This window comes from Paenibacillus sp. FSL R7-0312 (genome assembly GCF_038004445.1).
GTDB lineage: Bacteria > Bacillota > Bacilli > Paenibacillales > Paenibacillaceae > Paenibacillus_AQ.
Window position 1 is genome coordinate 5823507 of sequence record NZ_JBBORE010000001.1, and the last position, 23077, is coordinate 5846583.

The 23077-nt window shown below is 50.9% G+C and carries 22 protein-coding genes; 2 read left to right on the forward strand and 20 right to left on the reverse strand.

Annotation, left to right across the window (positions count from 1 at the left end; all coding sequences use genetic code 11):
- Nucleotides 1-72 precede the first annotated feature (72 nt).
- The 7 genes from MKX70_RS25725 to MKX70_RS25755 all read right to left on the reverse strand — a co-directional run bounded on the left by MKX70_RS25725 (nt 73) and on the right by MKX70_RS25755 (nt 8892).
- Nucleotides 73-396, reverse strand: coding sequence for a DUF1835 domain-containing protein (locus MKX70_RS25725; RefSeq protein ID WP_340841124.1), 324 nt, complete (start codon nt 394-396; stop codon nt 73-75).
- Nucleotides 397-530: 134 nt separating this feature from the next.
- Nucleotides 531-1358 carry a stalk domain-containing protein gene (locus MKX70_RS25730; RefSeq protein ID WP_340787646.1) on the reverse strand — a complete coding sequence of 276 codons (828 nt, stop codon included), beginning with the start codon at nt 1356-1358 and terminating at the stop codon, nt 531-533.
- A 795-nt stretch (nt 1359-2153) separates the two neighbouring features.
- Nucleotides 2154-2978 (reverse strand): carbohydrate ABC transporter permease, encoded by an 825-nt coding sequence (locus tag MKX70_RS25735; protein ID WP_042235465.1) that lies wholly within the window; start codon nt 2976-2978, stop codon nt 2154-2156.
- Complete coding sequence (locus MKX70_RS25740) at nt 2971-3867, reverse strand: carbohydrate ABC transporter permease (protein WP_340841125.1); 897 nt, start codon at nt 3865-3867, stop codon at nt 2971-2973. The genes MKX70_RS25735 and MKX70_RS25740 overlap by 8 nt, the downstream gene beginning before the upstream one ends.
- Nucleotides 3868-3979: 112 nt before the next feature.
- Nucleotides 3980-5320: an ABC transporter substrate-binding protein gene (locus MKX70_RS25745; protein ID WP_340841126.1), complete on the reverse strand. Its 1341-nt coding sequence runs from the start codon at nt 5318-5320 to the stop codon at nt 3980-3982.
- A gap of 186 nt (nt 5321-5506) precedes the next feature.
- The gene (locus MKX70_RS25750; RefSeq protein WP_340841127.1) at nt 5507-7288 is read right to left on the reverse strand and encodes a cache domain-containing sensor histidine kinase; all 1782 of its coding nucleotides are present in this window, start codon (nt 7286-7288) and stop codon (nt 5507-5509) included.
- Nucleotides 7289-7293: 5 nt separating this feature from the next.
- On the reverse strand, nt 7294-8892 hold the full coding sequence (locus MKX70_RS25755; protein ID WP_340787653.1) for a response regulator transcription factor: 1599 nt from the start codon (nt 8890-8892) through the stop codon (nt 7294-7296).
- 193 nt (nt 8893-9085) lie between these two features.
- Between MKX70_RS25755 and MKX70_RS25760 the strand changes: the two genes are divergently transcribed.
- Nucleotides 9086-10018, forward strand: a complete 933-nt coding sequence (locus tag MKX70_RS25760; protein WP_042235457.1) for a hypothetical protein — start codon at nt 9086-9088, stop codon at nt 10016-10018.
- 1 nt (nt 10019) lies between these two features.
- Here the strand turns inward: MKX70_RS25760 and MKX70_RS25765 are convergent, their stop codons facing one another.
- From MKX70_RS25765 to MKX70_RS25795, 7 genes are all read right to left on the reverse strand, one after another.
- Entirely contained in the window at nt 10020-10463 is a 444-nt protein-coding gene (locus tag MKX70_RS25765; protein WP_042235456.1) for a GNAT family N-acetyltransferase, read from the reverse strand.
- Between the two features lie 37 nt (nt 10464-10500).
- Nucleotides 10501-11070 carry a histidine phosphatase family protein gene (locus tag MKX70_RS25770; RefSeq protein ID WP_340841129.1) on the reverse strand — a complete coding sequence of 190 codons (570 nt, stop codon included), beginning with the start codon at nt 11068-11070 and terminating at the stop codon, nt 10501-10503.
- 62 nt (nt 11071-11132) lie between these two features.
- Nucleotides 11133-11573 (reverse strand): hypothetical protein, encoded by a 441-nt coding sequence (locus MKX70_RS25775; protein WP_042235454.1) that lies wholly within the window; start codon nt 11571-11573, stop codon nt 11133-11135.
- 62 nt (nt 11574-11635) lie between these two features.
- Nucleotides 11636-12169 (reverse strand): AAA family ATPase, encoded by a 534-nt coding sequence (locus MKX70_RS25780; RefSeq protein WP_042235452.1) that lies wholly within the window; start codon nt 12167-12169, stop codon nt 11636-11638.
- Between the two features lie 498 nt (nt 12170-12667).
- Nucleotides 12668-14074: an NAD-dependent malic enzyme gene (locus MKX70_RS25785; protein ID WP_340841130.1), complete on the reverse strand. Its 1407-nt coding sequence runs from the start codon at nt 14072-14074 to the stop codon at nt 12668-12670.
- A gap of 75 nt (nt 14075-14149) precedes the next feature.
- Nucleotides 14150-14641, reverse strand: coding sequence for a hypothetical protein (locus MKX70_RS25790; protein ID WP_340841132.1), 492 nt, complete (start codon nt 14639-14641; stop codon nt 14150-14152).
- Nucleotides 14642-14679: 38 nt separating this feature from the next.
- Nucleotides 14680-15276, reverse strand: a complete 597-nt coding sequence (locus MKX70_RS25795) for a TetR/AcrR family transcriptional regulator (protein WP_340841134.1) — start codon at nt 15274-15276, stop codon at nt 14680-14682.
- Between the two features lie 120 nt (nt 15277-15396).
- Between MKX70_RS25795 and MKX70_RS25800 the strand changes: the two genes are divergently transcribed.
- Nucleotides 15397-16389 carry an acrylyl-CoA reductase family protein gene (locus tag MKX70_RS25800; RefSeq protein ID WP_340841135.1) on the forward strand — a complete coding sequence of 331 codons (993 nt, stop codon included), beginning with the start codon at nt 15397-15399 and terminating at the stop codon, nt 16387-16389.
- A gap of 126 nt (nt 16390-16515) precedes the next feature.
- Here MKX70_RS25800 and MKX70_RS25805 read toward each other — a convergent pair whose 3' ends face one another.
- The 6 genes from MKX70_RS25805 to MKX70_RS25830 form a co-directional block, all read right to left on the reverse strand.
- The gene (locus tag MKX70_RS25805) at nt 16516-17295 is read right to left on the reverse strand and encodes a cupin domain-containing protein (protein WP_445323680.1); all 780 of its coding nucleotides are present in this window, start codon (nt 17293-17295) and stop codon (nt 16516-16518) included.
- Between the two features lie 136 nt (nt 17296-17431).
- Complete coding sequence (locus tag MKX70_RS25810; RefSeq protein WP_340787676.1) at nt 17432-19024, reverse strand: sensor domain-containing diguanylate cyclase; 1593 nt, start codon at nt 19022-19024, stop codon at nt 17432-17434.
- A gap of 250 nt (nt 19025-19274) precedes the next feature.
- Nucleotides 19275-19826 carry a YfiT family bacillithiol transferase gene (locus tag MKX70_RS25815; protein WP_042235440.1) on the reverse strand — a complete coding sequence of 184 codons (552 nt, stop codon included), beginning with the start codon at nt 19824-19826 and terminating at the stop codon, nt 19275-19277.
- A 22-nt stretch (nt 19827-19848) separates the two neighbouring features.
- Complete coding sequence (locus MKX70_RS25820) at nt 19849-20553, reverse strand: HAD family hydrolase (protein ID WP_052416290.1); 705 nt, start codon at nt 20551-20553, stop codon at nt 19849-19851.
- 19 nt (nt 20554-20572) lie between these two features.
- Nucleotides 20573-22198 (reverse strand): glycoside hydrolase family 9 protein, encoded by a 1626-nt coding sequence (locus tag MKX70_RS25825; protein WP_340787684.1) that lies wholly within the window; start codon nt 22196-22198, stop codon nt 20573-20575.
- A complete protein-coding gene (locus tag MKX70_RS25830) occupies nt 22191-23048 on the reverse strand; it encodes a Cof-type HAD-IIB family hydrolase (RefSeq protein ID WP_340787686.1) in 858 nt (285 codons plus the stop codon). The genes MKX70_RS25825 and MKX70_RS25830 overlap by 8 nt, the downstream gene beginning before the upstream one ends.
- Nucleotides 23049-23077: the final 29 nt, after the last annotated feature.

Here is a 23077-nt window from a genome sequence, read left to right on the forward strand (position 1 = left end):
TAATTTTCAACTTCCGGCATTCAACGTTCTGTTTCCCTGCTCAGTTTGCTTTGCGTCTGACACTGTAGAATCTCATTGCTGTCGGAAACCTACCTGCACAAGCTTGTCCATAAGCTCCGTATACATTTCTTCGCACTCATCAGTGGCGGTAGAGTATCCTATGATATTCTGGAGGAACCACTCACTCCGGGCCTTCCTTCCCTCCGGCGAGTCCAGCTGGCCCAGCGGACCTATGGCATAATTCTCCCGGAGTGTAACAAGCTTGTGCGAGTCTGTCCAGCCCAGCCCTGTCAACGCTTGCTTCATGCCTTCAGCGAAGGAATCACCGCATACGATATGCACATGCGTACAATCCGGTGAGGAGTCCCAGAATGCCCGCTTTTTGGGAGAATCCATCAGACTTGCGTAGTATCCCAGCAGGCTGGCAACCGGTGCCGCGATATGTTCATCAAGCGGTGCTTCAAGCCGCTAACAGCGTTTACGATTTCCTGCATATCTATCATCATCTGATTCCACCTTTGTTCAGGTATTTATATGGGGGAGCGGTCCAGCAGCCTCCCTTTGACAAGCAAATAAAGCGGGGGATAGGGCGATTGCTTCTGAGCGGTAACCAAGGTGAACCCGTCCTTCCCGACAGCCGGTCTTTCCCGTCTCGGCACCGGGAACTGAACCGAATCTTTAAACACCACATATGCGGCTACATCCGCTGCTCCTGCCGGAATATCATTTCCGGTTATATTCTGCGATTTAACAGTAAAGCTGCCCTTTGCCGCGTCATACGTATACGAGACAGGACGGAAAGCATTGTTGCTGATAATCGCCCCCGGCGGTGCTCCAAAGGCGCTTCTCTCCAAATCCTCTATCGCTAATTTAATAATATCCGTCTGCATCAGAGTGTCCCCTGTCAATGTATAGAGATGATTATTCTGATCCCATTTACTCACGATGCCCAAACTGCCCGCCAGAACACTGACCGGGATGAACATCGAATTTTGCTCCAATACCGGAATCGTATCCATGGAGCCGGCAACCCCGTTAACCGAAACAGACTTCGACCTTATCGTGAACTTAACCGTTACATCATCCATCCCGATTGTAGCCGTTTTACTGTTGGCATCGAAGCTGACCTTCGCCCCGAGCAGCTCGCTGATCGAGCGCAATGGAATCATCATTCGTCCCTGTGAATCCACATAAGGCGCCTTCGGTGCCGTATAGAGCACATAATACTCGTTGATCTTGAGCAGTACCGGATATTCCTTAGGCGCTGCCTGCACCTTCCCCGTACTACCCCCTATTAATAACGCCAAGCTCATTCCCGTTGTCAGCAGCAACACGAGTAACTTCTTTCTCTGCTTCATAGTAACAATCATCCTCTCATTCTGCTCCGTTTGGAATAATGCAGCGCTCCCGCTACTGCGGCTCTTGTTAAGTTAACGCATGCAACGATTAAAATAGTACCCGTATCAGGTTAAACCTAATGACAAAACCTTGGTAAATCGCCTGCTTAGGTTTGACATCACCCGATTACGGTCCATCCTCTGTTACGCTTAACTGCACTTTGTACAACTAAAACGTCTGATTTACAAACGATTCTCCGTTTAGTTGTATTTCGTACAATTAAAAAGCCCATGTAGATGGGTTCTCACCCATTCAAGCAAATTTAGTTGTACAAACTACACTTAAAAGAGGCGAGTCTACCTTTTCGCTGTTTTTAAGTGTACAGAATACAACTATTGCTGAATTCCGCTTGGGGATGAATACATCAATTGCTGCATTGTTGAACGAACACCGCTCCAGCCGCCACATTATGGATGAATGTCCGCAGTTAAGCATCTCATCTTATCCCTCTCCCCCCCTAATTTAACCCTCGTTTAGTAAAATAAGCAAGAAAAAGAGGCAAGCAGCATCCTTTCTGCTGCTTGCCTCTTTCGCGATTCTCCCCTGCCACACCCCACATAAATGAACTTAAGAATTTTACAACAGGGCTTGCGTACGGAGGGGGATTTTTGGAACTGTAGGAGCGGTAGCGTCCGCCTTTGTCTCCGGATTTCATCCGCTATAAGCGGCTAGAATCAAGAAATCTGGAGACAACAGCGGCCGGAAGTCCAAAATATCCACCCTAGCTACGCCCCGCCCCAAGTGAACTCTTCTGTTCATTTCACCGACCCGATCATCCCAGCCACAAACTGCTTCTGCATCAAAAAGAATACCAGCGCAGTCGGGATCGTGCCGATTACAATCGCGATCATAATCATGCCGTAGTCCGGGGCGTAGCCCGAACCGAGTGTCGAGATCAGGAGCGGCATCGTCTTCGTCTGCGGGGTCTGCAGCACGATCAGCGGCCAGAGATAATTGTTCCAGCTTGACATGAACGTGATGATTGCCCCCGCGGCGTAGGTCGTTTTCATGGTCGGCAGATAGATGCGCAGGAAGATGCCCAGCTCGCTGAGCCCATCCATCCGGCCGGCCTCCAGCAGCTCCTTCGGAAACATCTTCGTGCTCTGCCGGAAGAAGAAGATCAGGAAGGCCGTGGTCACCGTAGGCAGAATGACCGAAGTCATCGTATCAATGCCCATCCACGGGAACACATTCGAAATCTTGCCGAACATCCGGTACAGCGGAATCATCAGCGCGGCGAACGGAATCATCATCGACAACAGCAGGATGTTGAACACAACATCCTTCGAGCGGCTGCGGAAGACTTCGAAGCCATAACCGGCCAGCGAGGCAATCAGCAGCGCCAGCAGCGTTGTGGTTATCGAGATTTTAGCGGAATTGATCAAGGATAACTGCAGGTCTGTGGTATCCAGCAGCTTCTGGAAATTATCCAGCAGATGTGTTCCGGGCAGCAGCCGCCCGCGGGTGACGTCGACCGACTGGTTCGTGGAGCTGACCACCATCCATAAGAACGGGAAGATCGAGACAATGGCCGCTATGCTGAGGAACAGATACAAGAAGAAACGTTTACTCTTAGCCATTTTTATCACCTGCCACTTTGAACTGGATGACCGACAGCAGCGCAATCATAATCACGATGGAATACGATACGGTGGCTGCATAGCCGAAGTCCGCTGAATATTTGAACGACAAATTATAAATGTACTGGGAGATCGTCTGTGTTGCATTCCCCGGACCGCCCTTCGTAATATTCATGACCTCATCGAACAGCTGCAGGGTACCGATGGTGGATGTGATCGAGGTAAACAGGATGATCGGCTTCAGCAGCGGGACAGTAATTCCGAAGAATTGCCGCGATGCAGAAGCCCCATCAATTCTAGCGGCCTCGTAAATGGAATGATCAATATTTTGCAGAGCGGACAGGTAAAAGATCATATTGTACCCCGTCCAGCGCCAGGTGATCGCGATAATAATCGTAATTTTGGCCCAGAACGGATCGGTGATCCATTCAATCGGGGCACTGACCAGATGGAGCTTCAGCAGCATGGTATTCACCAGACCGTTACCAGCGAACAAATACTTGAACACTACAGAATAGGCAACCAGCGAGGTTACACAGGGCAGGAAGATCGCCGTCCGGAAAAACCCTTTGAACTTCAGCTTGCTGTCGTTCAGCAGCACTGAAATAAACAGTGCCAGCACAATCATCAGCGGCACTTGAACCAGCAGATAAATGAAGGTGTTTTTTACAGAAACGATAAAAGTCTTGTCAGACAGCAGCCGTGTATAGTTGTCGAATCCGGTGAAGGTAAGATTGCTGCCGGTTCCTGTCTGGAACGACAGAATCAGCGCCTGCAGCATCGGGTAGAAATAGAAAACGAAGATCAGAATGACCGCAAGCAGGACGAAGGACCAACCGGTCAATACGCTTCTGGTACGGATACTCACGCTCGAATTTGTTTTTTTCACATCGGCCCAGCCCCTTCGGAGTAAAGTAAATAAACCCCGGACGCTGCCCTGCCCTCCTGAAAGCCCGGAAGCCGCAGGCCACGCCCAAGGTTTACCTGTGTGCAAGACTCAGCTATTTAATCTGTGATTCAGCCTGAGCCTGGGCATCGCTCAGCACACTGTCAATGTCCTTGCCGTTCAGATAGTTCTGCATTTCTACAATGAGAATGTCTTCAATTGCGTAGGTATTGATACCGTAATTGACACTTGGAATCTGCTCTGTCCAGGCGGCGAAATCCGATACAATCTTCTGGCCGCTGAAGAATTCATTGGCCTGGCTGTAAGCTTCTCCGCCCGCTGCCGCTTTGAAGGTACCGATAACACCGATGTCTGTGAGCAGCTTCTGATACATTTCCACACTTACACCGAAGGTCTTTGCCATGAAGTCAGCTGCAGTTTCCTTGCCGTCCACATTCATCACATACCATGAGCTGCCGCCGAGATTCGAGGCATGAACCGATTCATTCGCCGTCAGCTTCGGAAGCGGTGCGATGGCCCATTTGCCGGACTGCGTTGCTTCAGCCGTGATCGAAGGAGTGATCCAGTTGCCTGTCGGTACCGAAGCGACGTCCCCGCTGTTCAGGGCAGCTACGAACTGGCTCCAGTCCGCATGCACCTTAGCCACATTGGATTCCATCAGCCCTTTATAGATTTCAAAAGCTTCCTTCAGCGGCGCATTGCCGGCAATATTCGGTGTCTTGCCGTCTTCCTTCAGATACCATTCACCGGCGGATTGAATCATCATCCGGATCAGCCCAAGGTCGTTCGGGTCCAGCGTAATCAGCGCTTTACCGGTCTTCTCTTTCACGGCTTTGCCGATTTCAATATATTTGTTCCAGTCCATATCCTGCAGATCGGCCAGCTTGTAGCCTGCCTGCTCCAGATAATCAGTTCTGACATAGAGTCCGGTTACGCCGGAGTCAAAAGGAATTCCGTACTGCTTGCCGTCCAGGCTGGTCGGACCGCTTTTGTAATCCGCGAAGTCAGAGCCTTTGATCGAGCCGCTCAGGTCGTAGAAGGAATCCTTATACGATTGCAGGAAGCTCTGGGAACGGTAGTCCTCAATCAGTACGATATTCGGCAGGCCTTTGGTTGTTCCAGAGTTCAGCCCAGTGTTCAGCTTCTGGATAATATCAGCCTGTGCATATTCTACAATGTTGATTTTTACATCAGGGTTGGTTTTGGCATATTCCGCTTTGGCTACTTCCAGTGCGGCAATATTGAATGCAGGGTCCCAGGCCCAAATTGTAATTTCTTTTGCCTGAGCAGGTTCTGTGGCTGCTGTGTTTCCGGATGTTCCGGTATCCGCAGCTGCACTCCCTGTGTTCTTGGAGCCGGAATTCGAGTTCGAATTGGAGCTGCAGGCAGTAAGCATAAGCAGGCAAATCAGCAATAACGCAATGCCTTTTTTCATTTGTAATCCTCCCCTTTGATGCGCTTTTATGAGTTCCGCTTCAATGTAAGCGCTTATTTATTACATAAGTAATCTTATCATCCGCGTAAGAGGACCCGTTAGAACTTACTTTATAGGGATTTGTCATTTTATCGCCTATTGTAAGCGCTGCCTATCTGCAATTTGTTCTTTTTTTAGATAATGGTATTATTTTTGTCCCATCAGAAGCGGCAGGCGTATTTTAATAGCTGTCCCCTCACCAGGGACGCTTTTAATAGTAATCCCGTACTCCTCGCCGTACATCAGCACCAGCCGGTCATGCACATTCTTGATCCCAATCCCGGTGAACAGCTGGCGCTTGCTCGCGGGCCCGGACATGGAGAGATCGGCTTCTCCGGTATCCATACCGTCCCCATTGTCGACCACCTCACAGAGCAGGGAACCGGCATCCTGGGAGATGAGGATATGAATATACCCGCCGCTTTTCTTCGTAAACGCATGGAAAAAAGCATTCTCAATAAACGGCTGAATGATCAGCTTCGGCAGATGGAAGTCCATACAGTCCGGTGAGATGAAGAAATTCACTCTGATCCGCTCCCCGTAGCGTACATGGTTGATAAACACATAGGACTTCAGATTGTCCAGCTCCTGCGCTACTGTGATGCTCTCACTGACGTTACTCAGCGCATTCTGCAGCATCGAGATCAGGGCATGAATCGTGTGAACCGCCTTCTCTTGGCTGCCCTGCTGCACCAGGAAGTTGACCGAGGCCAGCGTATTATACAGAAAATGCGGGTTAATCTGATGCTGCAGGGCAGCCAGTTCGGCATTCCGCTGCTCCTTCTGTGTCTCGACCAGCTTCTCTACGTAATCATTCAGCTCATCAAGCATATAGTTATAGGCATGTCCCAGCTCCTGAAATTCAAAGCTGCCGGTTACCGTAATGTAATTATGGAAGTTCCGCTGGGTAATCTTGGACATCTGCCGGGTAAGCAGGGTCAACGACCGGGTCAGCCTTCTGAAGATCAGGAACACGACGATCAGGGCTACGATGACGATGGCTGAGCAGATCAGCACCACCATTTTACCGTTGACCATCTGGCCGAGAGCCGTCTTTTTGTCAATCAGATTCACAATATAGAAATCATAGGAAGACAGATAATCCGCAATCAAAATGGAATCCGTGCCGCGGAAATCAATATTTTTGTAATCCAGCTGCTTCTCTTCAATCTCCTTGGCAAACTGCAGTAAATCCTCCGCCTGCTGGCCCATCAGATCGCTGCGGTTGCTCGAGACAATGACTCCATCCCTGTTCAGAATTGCCACATCGTTCCCGGTGCTGACAAAGCTTGCGTAGAAGGGGCGGAAATCCTGCTCATGAATGGTAAAATACAAGGTTCCGTAAATGTCGCCCGTTGTGCGTTCCATGAGTGCTTTGCTGGCTACGATCACAGCCTCTTTCTCCGGGGAATCCTTACTGCTCTCCTCATAGAACTGGTACATCAGCCGTTTCGGCTCAGCCAGTGTATTCTTGGTCAGCTCATGCTGCTGAAGCTCCTGGTCACTCATCAGCAGATTATTCGTATTGGTGGAATAGCTGCGTCCGTTTTTGCCCATGATTTTGATCCCGACCTGGTAGGAGTCCAGAGTAGACTGGATTTTCTTCATCTGGGTCGTCATATTGTAATAAGTCCGCAGCACCCGCAGGGAATTCGAGTCCTCTTCCGTCAGGAAGCTCTTAATGGTGCCGCTCAGCTGTGTGTTGTTGGTGGCTGTAACGATGGAATAATGAAACGATTCGAAGCTCGCCTTAATCTGGCTGATCACCTTGGTATTCGTAATGCTGAAGGTGTTCATGAACAGCTTCTCCGACATGCGGACCGTGGTCCATGAAGAAGCGATGGCTACAGCAATAATGCTGATTAGCATCACGATGAATATTTTGATGAACAGGCTGTGGAATTTGAAACGATCCCAATATCTGCGCATAGGCTCTACTCCTGTCCGTAATGCTGACGTCTGTAAGCGCTCGGGGACAAGCCGGTATATTTCTTGAACACTTTGCAAAAATAGCTGTGATCCCCATATCCGACCATGCTGCTAATCTCGGAAATCGGTGCCTCGCCTGCCCGCAGCAATTCCGCCGCCTTGCCTGTACGGATCGTATTGAGATGCTCCTTGAATCCCTCCTGGTTATAGGTCGTGAACAGACTGGACAGGTAAGAAGGGTTGAAATGAAAATGACGGGCCAGCTCCGTAAGACTCAGCGGCTCGGTGTAGTGCTCCTCCATATACTGGAGCAGCTTGGCCATATTGGCATTGCTCCCTGGTGTCAGCGCTGCCGATGAGGTCAGCTCCATGACCCGGGCAAGAAAATGTTCGAGAATCCGCACGGCCCCATCCGCTGAGCCCGCTTCATCTATGGCCCGGAACAGCCCGTATTTCCCTTCCTCCAGCTCTCCCAGATGGCTGAACTGATTCGTCACATTGAAGATCATATTGCCGAGGAAGGACTTGAACTGAAACACATCCCCGTCATATTGCCGGCTTAGCGCATCGACATGCTGATGCAGATCGCCGAACGCCTCCTCCAGCTGCTGGCGCTTCAGCTGCTCCGTGAACTGGGTCAGGTTGAATTTCGGCAGCTGGGCTTCCCGCTGCGGCAGCTCATCGTGTACCAGCAGTACCTGATCTGGCAAAAAGAAGCGGTACTGCCGCAGCTTCAGAACACTCTGCTGATAGACCGCTGCCACCTCGCTGAGCGAACCGAAGGCCCGGCTCAGGGTCAGGCGCAGCTCAGGCTCTTGTCCGGCCAAGGCGTGGGCCAGCTTATTCACAGCCTGCAAGAGCGCCGGCCACTGCTCTTCTTGCAGGTTGACCAGCAGCAGTGCCGCATTCGGCTCGCCGCCAGGGATGATGCACTGCATCAGTCCTGGAACATTCCGTTCCAGTTCCCCGGTTACAGCTGCGGTGATGGCTGTCAATGCGTCTGCGTCATTGTCTGCGTTATCGGCACCGGTAACACCGGCTGGTCCGGTTCGCCCGGTCTCCCAGCCGAAGAAGCTGAAGCAGTCCTGCGGAAGCTGCTGCTTCACGAACTCCTCCCCCTCAGGCTGCAGCCGGTAGCCTGAGATCAACCGGCTAAGCAGGGCATCCAGCCGCTGGGGTGCCGCTTCCGGCTGAACTCCAGCCGCGGTGGCACCCAGCCCCGGGATACGTTCCCGGGTCTTCTGCAGCACCTGCAGCAGCGAACCGGCTTCCAGCTTCGGCTTCAGAATATAATCGGCCACCCCATTCTGGAACGTGGAGCGCACATAATGAAATTCACTGAAGCTGCTCAGCACGATTACCTCTGTAGCCGGATAATCCCGCTTCACTAGGCGTGTTAATTCCTCGCCGTCCATTACCGGCATCACAATATCGGTAATGATGATATGCGGCTGCAGGGTCTGCAGCGAATTCAGCGCTTCCTGCCCGTTGGCCGCTTCACCTACAATCTGAAATCCTTCGTGTTCCCAGTCCAGCACATATTTAATCCCCTGCCGGACCAGAATTTCATCGTCCACAATCAGCACTTTGCATATTTGATTCACAGTTGTCCCCCGCCTTCTGTAGTCATGACCACTGGTCCGCCACTCATGAAGGGATTATAAAGCGCTGTCATCGGGATGGTCAAACGGAATATTTGGAAGGGGGAGGCGAAGAAGGAGTTATTTATGAAGGGAAGTCGGATTTTTGCAATACAAATACTATGTTAGACTATAAGATATTTACGAGGTGATTGTTGTGAAAAAACTATGGATACATGATTTCAATGACATTAAGGCCTGGATTTATCGTAATGCAAGAGCACTTGATCTGACTCTGTTTCAGTATCATTTTGAAAATGGAACTAAAGAACCTGTTCTTGCGGCCCTATCGCATTATCAGAATAACGACGGCGGTTATGGAAATGGCATTGATCCTGATAACTGGAACCCTCATTCCACCCCGTATAATGCCCAGATTGTGATCAAAATGCTGAGACAGATAGATTTCACGGATGTATCTCACCCCATATACAAGGGTATATTCCGGTATCTTGAGAACACAGAGCATATTACGGAAGAGGGCTGGATGTTTACAATTCCATCGAATAATGACTATCCTCATGGTGTCTGGTGGGATTATAATGCTGGGACAAATACTTATCAGAGTATTGGAACTACTGCAAGCCTATCCGGCTTCATTCTTCGTTATGGAGACAGCAAGTCACACTTGTATACAATGGCTTTATCCTACAGCGGAATTCTTATTGAAAAACTGAAATCAACAACGGAGTACGGAGATATGGGGGTTAGTGGTTATTGTGATTTGCTTGAGGATATTGAAGGTGCAGGATTAACAGAGCAATTTGACTATGAATTCCTGTGTAAGCAAATCCCCTGCTTGGTTGGTGAGAAAATACGTAACGAAACCGGTAATTTTATGGCGAACCCTCTTGAGTTTGTTCAGTCGCGGGCAAGCAGATTTTATGAAGCGAACAAGCAAGAGGTCCATGCGGCACTTGATACATTAATAGACCAAAAACCCGAAAGCGGCGTTTGGTCTATTCCTTGGGAATGGTACAACAACAGCAGGTACCCTGAAGCATTTGCCATCAGCGAGAACTGGTGGAAATCATGTAAAACCATTGAAAAGCTTTTGCAGCTAAGAGCTTTTGGGCGGTTGGCTGATTAGCCTAATGCGAGCTCAAATGCTTACGGTAGCCCTCCACCGGCTCTTCTTTGTAGCCCATCTTCTCATAGAAGACATGCGCTTCCTTCCGCTTCTCTCCCGACACGAAGATAATATAGTAGCAGTCCCGCTCGTGGGCGATGTCTTCGAGGGCAGTCATCAGTTTTTTGCCAATGCCCTGCCGGCGAGCTCGCGAAGAGACCACTACATTCTCAATCACCATGAACGGGCGGCAATCCCCAACGAGGTCCTGGCAGACGATCCCCATCATAGAGCCCAGCAATTCCCCGTCTACAAAAGCACCCAATAATACATACCGGCTATCCTCCCGGATGGACCGGAATGCCGTCTCCAGCTTCACCGGATCTGTCGGTCCGCCAATCAGTTCTTCGTACAGCGTGTTTAGTGCTTCCAGCGATTCAATGCCGATTTCTTCGATCGTTACCATAGTATGTATGACCCGCTTTCATATATTTGTGAATCCTTTAGTTCTTCTCATACAGATATAATTGCCCATTGCGCGGAAAAAACATCCGTTCTGCCTTATAGCCCCTACGCCGGAGTTCCCGGTCAAGCACCTTCATGAACGCTCCATGGCTGACGATCAACACACGTCCTTCCGGTGCAGCTGCTTCAGCTTCTGCCGCTAGAGAATCTATTACCATCTGGGCACGCTGCAGAACAGCCGCTTTGCTCTCCGGTTGAGAGGGATGACCGGCAGTCCAGGACAAACGTCCAAGCGCAAGCCAGCAGGATACAGGCAGGCGCAATCCGCTTAGCTTGAATTTACCTAACTGCAGGGCTGCTATATCAATTTCTCTTAGCTGCTCTGTATGTACGAACTCTTGAGCATCAAAATAACTTGCCGTATGTAACGCTCTCGCCTGATCACTGCACAGACAAATATCCCATTTTTGTAAGCTGCTCATAGGTACAGGCTGCTGAATAGGCGCAGTCTCATATTCCTTAATCCATTGATTGAACTGTTCCCCGGTCAGCCAGGTCCGCTCCGGCTTGTGCTGCACTCTGAAATGCCTAACCAGCCCTAAGCTCATTCCTCCGTAACCCTCTCTTTAATCATCTTGGGCAGCCTCTCCTAATCAGTGACAACATTGCCCTACTTAGCATTTATGAGTTCAAATTCCTCACTGTGACCGTCCCATTCCACATTTACTTTAATGACGGAATCCTCCCACTCAAATGCACCGGTTCCATTCCCTCCTGAGTGCAACATGTCGAGCCTAACGGGTCCTTCCTGAGTCCGACTGCCACCGCCGCTTATCCCTTTATAGCTGTATTTGAACTGTTTGATCTCTCCGAGGTCTGACTGTTCACCTTTGTAATGAAGATCGAATGTATACCGTTTGCTGGATACGGAATCCTTCACGCGGTCATTTTTGATGATCAGCTTCTGGCTTGCTGTCTGCTCATATACAGCCGACCAGGTTTCACCCTCGCCTTTAAAAGTATAATTGAAATGAGTAGTTTCCGTATTGCAGGACGTAAGCAGCATAAGCATGACTCCGGGAAGCAGCAGCGCACGCATGATCTTCTTCATGTTTAGCCCTCTTTTCCATAGCTTATATTGTGAAAAAAAGCCTGATCCGGTCATGCCGGGAATTACCGGGACATATGGTGCAGTACAGCCGCCACCCGTTCTTCCACGGACATATCTCCTTCCAAACGCATAACATCACAATTCAGCCCGGCCATCCATTCCTCATGCAGCGCCCGGCTCCGGACCTCCGGTCCAGCCGTATCATAGAGCGCCGCCCACTCCATGAAGGTCTCGACATCCTCATATTTGCTTCCCCCAGGCAGACCCGCATCGCCATAGCGCTGATATTCCCTCGCCCGTAAGCGTTCCAGCCGGAGCTGTTCAGGTATCCACAGGAAAATCACCAGATCAAACGTATCGCGCAGCCCGTCTCCCCATCCGCAGACTGCACCCGACAGAATCCACGGCTCCTGTTGCTCCAAATCGGCCCGCAATCTGCTTAGACGCGCTGCAACCGGAGTTTGCTTACTATATTTCTGCTCCCAAAAATAATCGTCACTGTCCAGATGAACATGCGGAAGCCTTGCCGCGAGCGCCTTGCCAAGTGTGGTAGTCCCCGATCCGGAAGCTCCCATAATATGAATTTTGCGGTTCATAGCGCCTCCCGAATAATTGAATAGATGTTTTCAATTGTATATTCTACCATGCTTTAATTGGATGTGGATAGTCTGATAACACCTGATTCCTTTCTAAAATCAGATCGTAATTACAACCGCATAATAGTTGGATAATTGTATCTTAATTTGGAACTTTCAATGCATCTTAACTAATTAGTTGGATATACGTTATTTAATTCCACGTCTTTCCTCCACTTTGATCTATTTGCAGCCTAGTAAGTGCTGATTATCCAACTGTTGCCTGGCGAGGGCTCCTCCGTTCATGAGCAAGTGGAGAAAATCCAACTATTCCCTGCCTCTCGCCTCCTCCGCCAAACCCTTGGCAATTCTATTCCGTTATCTTAGTCTCTCAGCGGAGTGATACATTTTATTAATAATGCATAATTACCCAAATTGCAAAAAGCCGCAAGCCATAGTGGCCGCAGCTTCATATGCCTTGCTAGTATTCAAGTCGCTGTCCGGGTTAGCACTATCCGTTCAGCTGATGTCCGGCGGAATACGCCGCGCTATCCCGGTAGCAATCGCAGCCTGGATAACAGCAAGACGTACCTGCTCCACTACCTTTTCGTTAAAAATACTCGGAATAATGTACTGCTCATTCCGCTCATCCGGATGGACAACTGCAGCGATAGCCTGTGCTGCGGCCAGCTTCATCTCCAGGTTCACGGTCTTCGCCCGGCAGTCCAGCGCTCCGCGGAAAATCCCCGGGAAACAGAGCACGTTATTAATCTGGTTCGGATAATCGCTTCTTCCGGTGGCCAGCACGCGGACAAAAGGCTCAGCCAGCTCCGGTTCAATCTCCGGAATAGGGTTAGCCATAGCAAACACAATGCTGTCCGGGGCCATGGTCTGCAGATGCTTCACTTGAAGAATCCCTCCGCCGGAGACGCCGATGAATACATCCGCCCCGCGCATCGCTTCGTCAAGACCTCCGCTCACATTCTCCGGATTCGTTGCCTTGGCCAGCCAGCTCCATTCGGAATTGGTGTAGGTTTCGTCCCGGTTCAGAATCCCTGCCCGGTCCACAGCATAGATCTGCTTCGCCCCTGCCGCCAGCAGCAGACGGCAGATTGACACGCCTGCCGCACCGATGCCGACGACAACAATTCTGCAATCGGCTATAACCTTGTCCACCACGTGGAGCGCATTCAGCAGACCCGCCAGCGCAACCACCGCTGTTCCGTGCTGATCATCATGGAAGACCGGAATATCCAGCTCGGCTGACAGCCGCCGCTCAATCTCGAAGCAGCGCGGAGAGCTGATATCCTCCAGATTAATTCCGCCGAAGCCCGGAGCAACCGCTTTCACAATCCGGATGATTTCATCCGGGTCCTTCGTGTCCAGACACAGCGGAAAAGCATCAATATCCGCCAGCTGCTTGAACAGCATGGCCTTCCCTTCCATCACTGGCATCGCGGCCTCCGGTCCGATATCGCCAAGACCGAGCACTGCGGTGCCGTCGGTGACGACAGCTACCGTATTTCTTTTCATCGTCAGCGAATAGGCCTTTGCGGGATCTTCGGCAATCGCCATACAGACACGGGCCACACCAGGTGTGTAGACCAGGGACAGATCCTCCCGGTTCTTGATCGGCATCTTCGGAGTAATCTCAATTTTGCCGCCGAGATGGGCCAGGAAGGTCCGGTCGGAGACGTTAATGACTTTTATACCCGGCATATTTCTTAGCACACTTATAATCTCTTCATTGGCCGCATCCTGCACATTTACTGTAAGATCACGGGTTGTTACGTCCTTGCCGCCACGGATGACGTCTATCGCCACGATATCGCCGCCTGCAGACGCAAGCCTTGCTGCTACATCCCCGAAAGACGCTTCAGCCTTGCGGATCTCCAGCCGGATAATCATCGTTGTTGCAATTGACATAGAATATGCCTCCCTCATCAGACGAATCTAAGTCCAATATACTACAGTTCACAGATTGTACATAATAATTCCTGCTCAATCCGGAACTTCCCAGTTCTCCGCAAGCTTTAGCAGCTTGTCTGCCGCAGCATCTTCATCTTCTCCCAGTACTTTGGCTTCAATATAGTAAGTTACAAGATCATCCTCTGCATGCTTGCCGGGACGCTGAATACACAGCCAATAATAAATAACCTCAGGAGCAGGAAATACAGCACTCCCTCCCTGTGTGCACTTGATCAGCTGCCCTTCTCCCACCGGAATCGTGACCGGTTTCTTCCACAAGATCTCCGAATGATTATAGATACTGATGTAGCCGTCTGGTTGGCTCTGCTTGCCTAAACTAAGCTCCATTTCATCCACAATCACTACCCCGTCACCCTGCAGATATTGTACGGGTGTCCCTTCGCTAATCCGCAGTCTGCTGTGACCATGAGAGAATCCGGTGCCGTATAGCCAATACAACACTCCCCCGCCAAGAACAAGACAGACCACAGCTATAAGTACGATTTTCCGCCATTTTCTCCCCAAATGCTATCAACCTTCCCCTGTTTTCTGTATACTCCCCTCTACACACTGAGCACCTTCATAATTGCCGTGTAACAGGAATCCTTGAACACCTCATGCAGCTCGTCCTTATCGGCCATCAGCCACTGGATCAGGCAGCCGTCAATAATCGCCCGGATCACCGGGGCAGTCTTCTCTGGCGACAGCTCTTTGGAGAAAATCCCTTCCTGCTGGCCCAGCGTCAGCACCTCCGTACTGATTCCCGCACAGCTGTCATAGAAACGCTGATTAATCTCCCGGTACACCGGAATACGGCTGGCCCGCGCCAGGAAATCCAGATAGACTCGGTAAAAGGCACGGTTCTGCGCCGGACCGGGAAACGCAGACCCGATGTATGCCGTCAGCTTCCCCGTTGCGGTATGCTGTTCCCCCACAGCGGCCTGCTCCTTGGCAGAGATTCTGCCGGTCAGCCATTCCAGCAGTTCAACCAGCACCGCTTCCTTGCTCTCGAAATAATAATGGACGACTCCCTTGCTGACCTCCGCATGATCGGCGATCGTCTGCAGGGTTACAGCATCGTAGCCCCGCTCGGACAATGCCCGAAACGCAGCGTGCAGGATCTGCTTGCGCTTCTCTTCAGATTTCTTGTAACGTACCATAGGACCTCCGCGATTTAAGCATAATGTGTATTATATCATAGGCAATAAAAAGTTGACCGGTCAGAATAAATATTATATAACAGATATACAAATAGAGTTCGGTTAAGGAGAATATAAGATATGACTAACCTTTTTCAAGCTTTGGTGGTAGATAAGACTGACACTTTCTCTGTAGAGGTCAAGCCGCTGTCACTCGAAGACCTGCCGTCCGGTGAAGTCCTAATTAAGGTAGCCTACTCCAGTGTAAACTATAAAGATGGATTAGCGGGCATCCCGAATGGCAACATTGTGCGAAATTATCCGTTTGTCCCCGGGATTGATCTGTCTGGGACTGTGGTCTCTTCTACCGACAGCCGTTTCCAGGAAGGCCAGTCCGTTATTGCCACCAGCTATGGCATCGGCGTATCGCACTTCGGCGGCTTCAGTGAATATGCACGTATTCCGGCGGATTGGGTTATTCCCTTGCCGGAGAGCTTAAATTTGCGGGAAGCAATGATCTACGGAACGGCCGGATTCACAGCTGCAATGTCTATTGAAGCACTGGAAGCTCACGGACTAACTCCGGATAATGGAAAAGTGCTCGTCACCGGTGCAACCGGAGGTGTCGGAGGTGCTGCTGTGGCCATTCTGGCTAAGCAAGGCTACCAGGTAACGGCCAGTACCGGCAGAATTGATGAAGCCGAATATCTGCAGACCTTGGGCGCAGCCGAAGTGATCTCCCGTGAGGATGTGGCCGGCAGTGCAGTTAAGCCGCTCGATAAGCAGCTCTGGCAGGCTGCTGTAGATTCCGTCGGAGGCACCCCTCTAGCGGCTGTACTAAGCAAAATCACATACGGCGGCGCAGTTGCCGCAAGCGGATTAACAGCAGGCACTGCCGTTCCCACAACGGTATTGCCGTTCATCCTGCGCGGAGTCAGCCTGCTGGGCATCGATTCCGTCTCCTGCCCTTCCGAGAAACGGGCGAAGCTGTGGCAACGTATGGGCCTTGACATGAAGCCTGCCGTGCTGGAGGAGCTGGTGGACCGCGAGATTAGCCTGAAGGAGCTGCCTGCTGCACTCGAAGATATTTTGAAGTCGAATACACGGGGCCGCGTGCTTGTCCGCCTGTCCTAAGTCCCAAAACCCCAAAATTCCCCGGCGATGCTCCTGGTTAATTTTTCAGTTCAATCAATATACCATGACGGCAGTGAATTCTGATTTCTCAGAATTCACTGCCGTCTTATTTCATTCCCTGTTCTATTATTCGATTCCCGCTTCATTTACGGCATTTCCCGCATTCGGATCGAACTGGACATACGGATGCTGGCGGTAAGGCTGGGCATACGGCTGGGTATAGTAGCCATGGACCGGCATAGGCTGGTATCCAAAAGCTTGCGGAGCCGGCTGATAACTATAAGGCGCCATATTCGCAATTGCCATCATCGGAGCCATATTGGCATGAGCCATATAGGTTCCTTTCATATTCCCGGCAGCCGCTTGCGAGGGATCGCAGCAATCTGCTGGCGGGCCAATGAAGGTCTGGGGCTTAACGGGAGCCAGCGCTTCCTTAACCAGTGCTTCATTTAAACAGTACGTATGCGCCAGGACATTGGCCGGTGTCTTGCTCAGAATATCCGAACCCAGAACGACTTCCGGCGTCGGTGCATTGAAGATAGCCAGCAGATGGGTACAATCCGTCGTTGCCACTTCATAATGCCACCAGCCTTGCGGCACATTGGCTACCTGGCCCGGTGATATGGGGAAATGCAGCAGCTCATTTGTGAACGGGTTGATCAGAGATACCACTGCACAGCCGGATATACAATACACCAGCTCTGCAGCATTTTGATGATAATGCGGTTCTACCACATTGGATTTGCTGAGATAAATATCCAGCAGTGAGGTGTTCTCCAGGGTGTTCAAGTTTTTGATGCCGAGCACGTTGATATAATTGCAATCATCCTTTTTAAACAACGTGTTGCCATTCATATCAAAGGTAAACTGTGTATTAGGTGACGTGTAGTCCATATAAGAGGTCACGCGAATCCTTCCTTTCATCGGGGCCGTTTTTTATCGTTCTGAGGTAGGATATGTATCCGCCCAGGCCCAGGTGACGATTAATTTCAGCTGCAGAGAGGAACCTAAAAAGCATCCCCTGATGGAGATGCTCCTTTCCCTATTCACGGGCAATCACAGTCCGGTTCCGGCCGGTATGCTTTGCAGTATATAAAGCTTCATCCGCTTTCCCCAGTAGCTCTTCGCGCGTGCGGCCATTCGTAGGATAATGGGCAATCCCTTGGGAAGAGGTCACTTGCATCGGCAAGGGGACCTTGCTTTTCTCAAGCGTCTGACGGATTCGTTCGGCCACATTGTAGGCATCCTCGGGTCTGGTCCGCGGGAGCAGCAGCACAAATTCCTCTCCCCCATAACGGGCACACACATCACCCGGGCGGATATTTGCGGTTAGAACATCGGCGACCTGCCTCAGCACCTCATCCCCGGCCAGATGCCCGTAGGTATCGTTAACAAACTTAAATTTATCCACATCCAGTACGATCACGGAAAAAGGCACCCGGGCGGCAATCCATTGGCTTATGCTAAGATCCAGGGCTCTCCGGTTAGTAAGACCTGTCAGCAGATCCGTCATGGCCTCCTGGGTTAACTGGTTGGTCTGCTTCTGGATATCCGTCCAGGCGATGACCACCGCTTTGGTCAGCAGATCCACCTCCCGGTTCCAGTGAGGCTTCAGATCAGGAAGCTCAACATTCTCTTTGCCGATACGGTTTACCAGATCAGCAAGCACCACAAACGGCTTCGCCAGCCGGTGCGCCAGCACAAATACGCACAGCAGCAATAATATAAATGGAATAATCGTATACGAAAGTGTTTTTCGCAGATGTACCAAAAGCTCTTTCTGAATTGCACTCACCGGGGACACGACAACAACCCCCCAGCCATTGGCTGGAACCGCCGAATAGCCGGCAAGCATCGGCACTCCTCTCATATTGAGCGCTTGAACTTCGCCGCTCTTCCCTTCCATCAGCTGCTGCACAACCACATTCTCGCTGATATCCAGATTTATCCGCTCCTTATCAGGATGAAACAGTACATGACCCTCCGAGCTGACAATATAATAATACGATCCGGTCTGATCGATAACATTGCTCCCGAATATCATGTTCAAGATATTGACATCATGAAGATAGATCGTGCCTCCGAGCAGTCCAAGATACTGCTTGTGTTTGTTATAGAGCGGCTCGCTCATAAATATAAGCATCCTGCCGGTCGTAGATCCTTTATACGGTGCAGACAGGTAGGGGGTCTGCAGGGCAAGCGCTTCCTGGGCTGGTGGAGAAATAAGCTGACTCCCAACCATTCCCAACGAGGCTGGTGAGTTATTGAGCACCTTCCCCTCAGCATCCACCCGGATAATTGAATTGAAATAATTGCTGCTGTTACGCATCAACTCAAGATATTCATCTATAACTTCAGGCTGCGCAGCCTCCATGCCGGAGATTGTGTACGCATCGTAAATCAGGCTGCTGCGCATCGATCGAAAGAGTGAATCCAATGTCTTACTCATTCTGTCCGCATTGGAATAATTCAAATTAAGTGTGGTTGCCATCAGGGATTTCTTCTTAGATTGGTAAGACCCGGCAAGCAGGATCGTTGTAGTGAGCAGAAACACCATAGTCACCAGGGCCATTAAGAGCAGAGTAAGACTGATTTTCCTCTTTGGTTTATGTTCCGCTCCCTTTGATATAGGCATTTCCTAACCTCCATGTCTGCCTGAGCCCGTATTGTTTAATTATATACGATTAAGAAATGGAGCACACGCCCATTTTACATTCCATTTTTTGTCCAAAAGGTACCTAATTCCATTGCTGAAAAAACGTCCAGGTCAGCAGAGAGTAGATTTCATTAGAATACCGTATGATGCAGAGATAATGAACAACTGAAAAAGAGCAGACGGAAGGGTATGTCCCAATTTCGTCTGCTCTTGATTGAAAGAATATGATTTACCAGCTGTTACGCTGGATTAATGAAGTAATCTGGGCCAGGTGATGGCGGCTATGCCAGATATATCTTTGAATTGCGGCATCCAGCGTCAACGTGCCCAGTCCGGCACTTACGAAGCTTCGATCATAATCACCCGGTTTCAGTGAGGTAAGCAGAGTTGCGAATCTCCGGTTAAGCAGCTCCACCAGCTGAAGAGAGGACTCCGCCGGTTCATCCGTATAATCGCTCTGCTCCGCCCACAGATCCTGTCTGTAGCTCGGAACCTGCGGGGCTTCTTCTGTCAGACCCCGCTTGAACCGCAGATAGGCATACATGCCAGTATCCGCCAGATGATGCACGACCTGACTCACTGTCCAGCCGCCCGGACGGTAAGGCGTGTCTAGCTGCTCCGCCGTTAGCGGCCCTACAGCCTCCCTAAGTTCAGCCGCCAGCTGCTTCATGATCCGTATGGATTCTTGCCGTGCTTCTTCCGTGCGGTTCTCCACAGCTGTGAATTTCCCGATCGGATACTTCAGTAACTCCAGGTCCTGCTCTGTCAGTTTGTGGTTCATTTCCCTCACGGCCCCTTCACTATTAATCAATGGATATCGGACTACTCTCTTTTGATATAAATTCATAGACTTCCTCCAGGGTACCCACTGTATAATCCGGCTTCACCCCATGCTTCCAGGTGAGTTGCTCCCGGTTGATCCAGCAGGACCTGATTCCTGCCCGGGCTGCTCCCAGCACATCTGATGCCGAGTCTCCGATATGGAGAATCTGCTCCGGCTCCACACCATAATGGGCTATAACCTCAGTGAACATCCGGTTATGACTGTCATTCTTATAAGACTGATACCTTTCGGAAGTGAATAAAGAGATAGGATAACTCCGGTAGAAGTCAGGAAGCATAAGCTCATCGGTATCACTGACAATGCAGACCTGATATTCCCCGCAAATCCGCTGTAAAAAGGCTTCGGTGTCCGCATACATTTCGGACAGCCGGTGCTGGGCAAACAGGTTATCTACAGCCTGCAAACAGTCATAGTCCATGCCATGCTGCAGGAACACTTGCTGAAACCCTCTGCTGTATATTTCTTTGCTGCTGATGAAGCTGCCCGCCTCCCGGGCTTTGGTTGCTGCGGCGAAATAGTGGCTAAGCAGCTGGCTGCCCAGCTCCCGGGACTTGTCTTCGCTGAAATTCTGCTTAAGGATCGGCTTCCAGACTTCTGCCCGCCTCCCCTGAATATTCACCAGAGTCTGGAACATATCCAGACTAATAACCTTAAATGTCTGCATGGACCGTCTCCTCTTCTAATCAGGAATTGAACCTTGCCGTCACGAACACCGCCGGTGAATTCCAGTAAATGGTGACCTCATTCGTCGAGTAGCTGTCTTCATGATCAACGAAACATTGGGCTGCCGGTTTGCCTTGTAAGTGCTCCTGCACATATTCATCATGCAGTCCGCGGTCAGGTCCCCCTGAGACCAGACCCGGAACGGGTTCTGCTATGTTGTCTCCCACAGATGGGCGGTGATGCGGATGCATGACCGCGTGTTCACCGAAGCCGGTCACGTAGCTGATGCCCAGGACATTGCGTCCGAGCAGATAATGCAAATGATCCAGTGCACAAGCCGCATATTCAGTCTCCCCGCTGAAATGCTCCGCAACCAGCAGCAGCATGGCATTATTCAGGACCAGCATGTTGCTGCCCCAGATATAATCCTCTTCCCGCAGCGAGATTCTGTAACCATCCTCCCGGCTCTGCCGGAGGAGGCGAGCGGCTTCAGCCACCAGCCCTTCCTTCAGCTCCGCATACAGAGAGGCCACAGCTTGCTCTTCACCGTTCAACAGGTAAGCCAATGTGCCATAGCCGCCCATATCCGCCCAGCCGAGGCCGTATTTCGGGAATGGATGCTTCACCAATTCTCTCGCTGCGCTATGGTATTGCTCACCGCCTGTAGTCCGGAACAGCTCCGCCGCTGCCCAGAAGCGCTCGTCGCGATCTTCCTCATCACCGTATTCCCCGGTCGTAATGCCCGGCGGATTAGTGAAGCCCGGCTCCGCCGGATGTGCCTCCAGCCAGTTCCAGGCCGCCGCTGCAGCTTCCAGACACCGGGCGGCATACGTTTCATCGAATGGCTTATAGATCCGTGCCGCCATCGCCATCACACCGGCGAAGTCACCTGTAGCCGCAGCGGACACCGGGGAGAAGTACAGCTCCGCCGTATCCGCTTCCGGCATCACATCAAGCCCCGGAAAGTTCTGTGTGGTCAGCTTGTGATACACAGCACCGCTGCCGCTCTCCTGCATTTTGAACAACCAGTCCAGCTCCACTTTACATTCCAGCAGTACATCCGGCATCACGCCGTCACTCTCCGGCAGCGTACGTGCACCGGCAAATGCCGCAGGATACAGCTCCCAGGCCAGCAGCAGATCGGCAACCGCCTTGGCTCCGGGCCCTGAATATTTCCCGTAATCACCTGCATCATGCCAGCCTCCACAGCTATCCAGCTTCAGCTCCGGCCGGCCGATTACGGTCCCTGCTGCCAGATGACAGGCTTCATGTCCCCAAGGACCGGCATATTCTCCGCTCAGCTCTACTCCGCAGCGGTAAAAATAGAAGGCTTTTAATAAACCCTGCTGCAGCTCCTGGTAAGGCTTGTCTGCAATCACAAACGCAGCCGAGGCCTGTCCATCCTCACCTTCAATACGGTACATCCCCGTAGCCGTTACTGCGGAGAACTCACCGGTGTGCACACGGCTTCCGCTTGGCTTATCCTCCACTCCCTCCCCTGTCTGTCCGGTGAATACAATGCTTCCAGTCTGAAGATCAATTACCCGGAAACGGGACCCCTCTCCGGTAAATAGGGCAAGCTTCTCTCCTGCACTCGAATAACCTGCCTGGTTCACTGTAATGGTACGAAGACACTGTTCACTCACCCGTCATCTCTCCCTTGTTCATAGTTTCTGCCAGAAACACTGCAACACCGTTCTCATTATTGGATGCGGTAATCCGATGTGCGACAGCTTTGAGTTCCTCATGGGCATTCTCCACCGCGACACTTGTTCCCGCTGCGGCAAACAGGCCCAGATCATTCAAATGGTCACCGAAGACAACGATATCCTCTGTATCCAGCCCCATATGCTGTGCCCATAGCTTCAGCCCCTGGCTTTTATTCGCATCCGGATGGCTGAATTCCAGGAAATAATGATCTTTTATGTATATATCCTTCATGAAATGAATATGTACCTCTGAACCGAAGCGGTCAAGCACTTTCTGATGCAGCGGGGCCAACTCCTCCAAACGTCCAATGTAAGTTATCACCAACGTCCGGTGATCTGCCGGACATTCAAGCCGCTTCACCTCACGGAAACGTACATCATTCATCCGGGACTTGTAGAATTCCACATCTCCGGTCCGGATAGGCGCTTCATACAGCACCCGCTCGCCGTCCGCTGCATCCAGCAGGAAATGAAACGGTGTAAGTTCAAATTCCCGTCCAATGTCAATGATTTCCCCGGAAATAATGGAATCCAGCCAGTAACCGGTAATCACTTTGTGCGTCATGCTGTCATAGATAAGTGCCCCATTATAAAGAATAAGCGGATATTTCCAGGAAATATCCGCTACTACGCTGTCTGCACTGATGAACCCTCTCGCAGTAGCGAAGCTGATTATCATCCCCTGTTCCATCGCTTCCGTTAGTACCCGCACTGTGTAAGCAGAGAGTTTTTGTTCCGAGTTCAGCAGGGTTCCATCCAGATCCGTAACATAGGCCTTTCTGTGCATGAGTCTATCACCCTCCATCTTCCGCTTGT

Excerpts from the sequence above, each read along its gene's own strand:
- MKX70_RS25780 (WP_042235452.1), bottom strand. The coding sequence starts at position 12,169 with ATGAACCGCAAAATTCATATTATGGGAGCTTCCGGATCGGGGACTACC.
- MKX70_RS25770 (WP_340841129.1), bottom strand. The coding sequence starts at position 11,070 with ATGAGCTTAGGGCTGGTTAGGCATTTCAGAGTGCAGCACAAGCCGGAG.
- MKX70_RS25820 (WP_052416290.1), bottom strand. The coding sequence starts at position 20,553 with ATGCAGACATTTAAGGTTATTAGTCTGGATATGTTCCAGACTCTGGTG.
- MKX70_RS25765 (WP_042235456.1), bottom strand. The coding sequence starts at position 10,463 with ATGGTAACGATCGAAGAAATCGGCATTGAATCGCTGGAAGCACTAAAC.
- MKX70_RS25815 (WP_042235440.1), bottom strand. The coding sequence starts at position 19,826 with ATGAACCACAAACTGACAGAGCAGGACCTGGAGTTACTGAAGTATCCG.
- MKX70_RS25785 (WP_340841130.1), bottom strand. The coding sequence starts at position 14,074 with ATGTCAATTGCAACAACGATGATTATCCGGCTGGAGATCCGCAAGGCT.
- MKX70_RS25730 (WP_340787646.1), bottom strand. The coding sequence starts at position 1,358 with ATGAAGCAGAGAAAGAAGTTACTCGTGTTGCTGCTGACAACGGGAATG.
- MKX70_RS25830 (WP_340787686.1), bottom strand. The coding sequence starts at position 23,048 with ATGCACAGAAAGGCCTATGTTACGGATCTGGATGGAACCCTGCTGAAC.
- MKX70_RS25745 (WP_340841126.1), bottom strand. The coding sequence starts at position 5,320 with ATGAAAAAAGGCATTGCGTTATTGCTGATTTGCCTGCTTATGCTTACT.
- MKX70_RS25795 (WP_340841134.1), bottom strand. The coding sequence starts at position 15,276 with ATGGTACGTTACAAGAAATCTGAAGAGAAGCGCAAGCAGATCCTGCAC.
- MKX70_RS25735 (WP_042235465.1), bottom strand. The coding sequence starts at position 2,978 with ATGGCTAAGAGTAAACGTTTCTTCTTGTATCTGTTCCTCAGCATAGCG.
- MKX70_RS25725 (WP_340841124.1), bottom strand. The coding sequence starts at position 396 with ATGGATTCTCCCAAAAAGCGGGCATTCTGGGACTCCTCACCGGATTGT.
- MKX70_RS25750 (WP_340841127.1), bottom strand. The coding sequence starts at position 7,288 with ATGCGCAGATATTGGGATCGTTTCAAATTCCACAGCCTGTTCATCAAA.
- MKX70_RS25800 (WP_340841135.1), top strand. The coding sequence starts at position 15,397 with ATGACTAACCTTTTTCAAGCTTTGGTGGTAGATAAGACTGACACTTTC.
- MKX70_RS25810 (WP_340787676.1), bottom strand. The coding sequence starts at position 19,024 with ATGCCTATATCAAAGGGAGCGGAACATAAACCAAAGAGGAAAATCAGT.
- MKX70_RS25775 (WP_042235454.1), bottom strand. The coding sequence starts at position 11,573 with ATGAAGAAGATCATGCGTGCGCTGCTGCTTCCCGGAGTCATGCTTATG.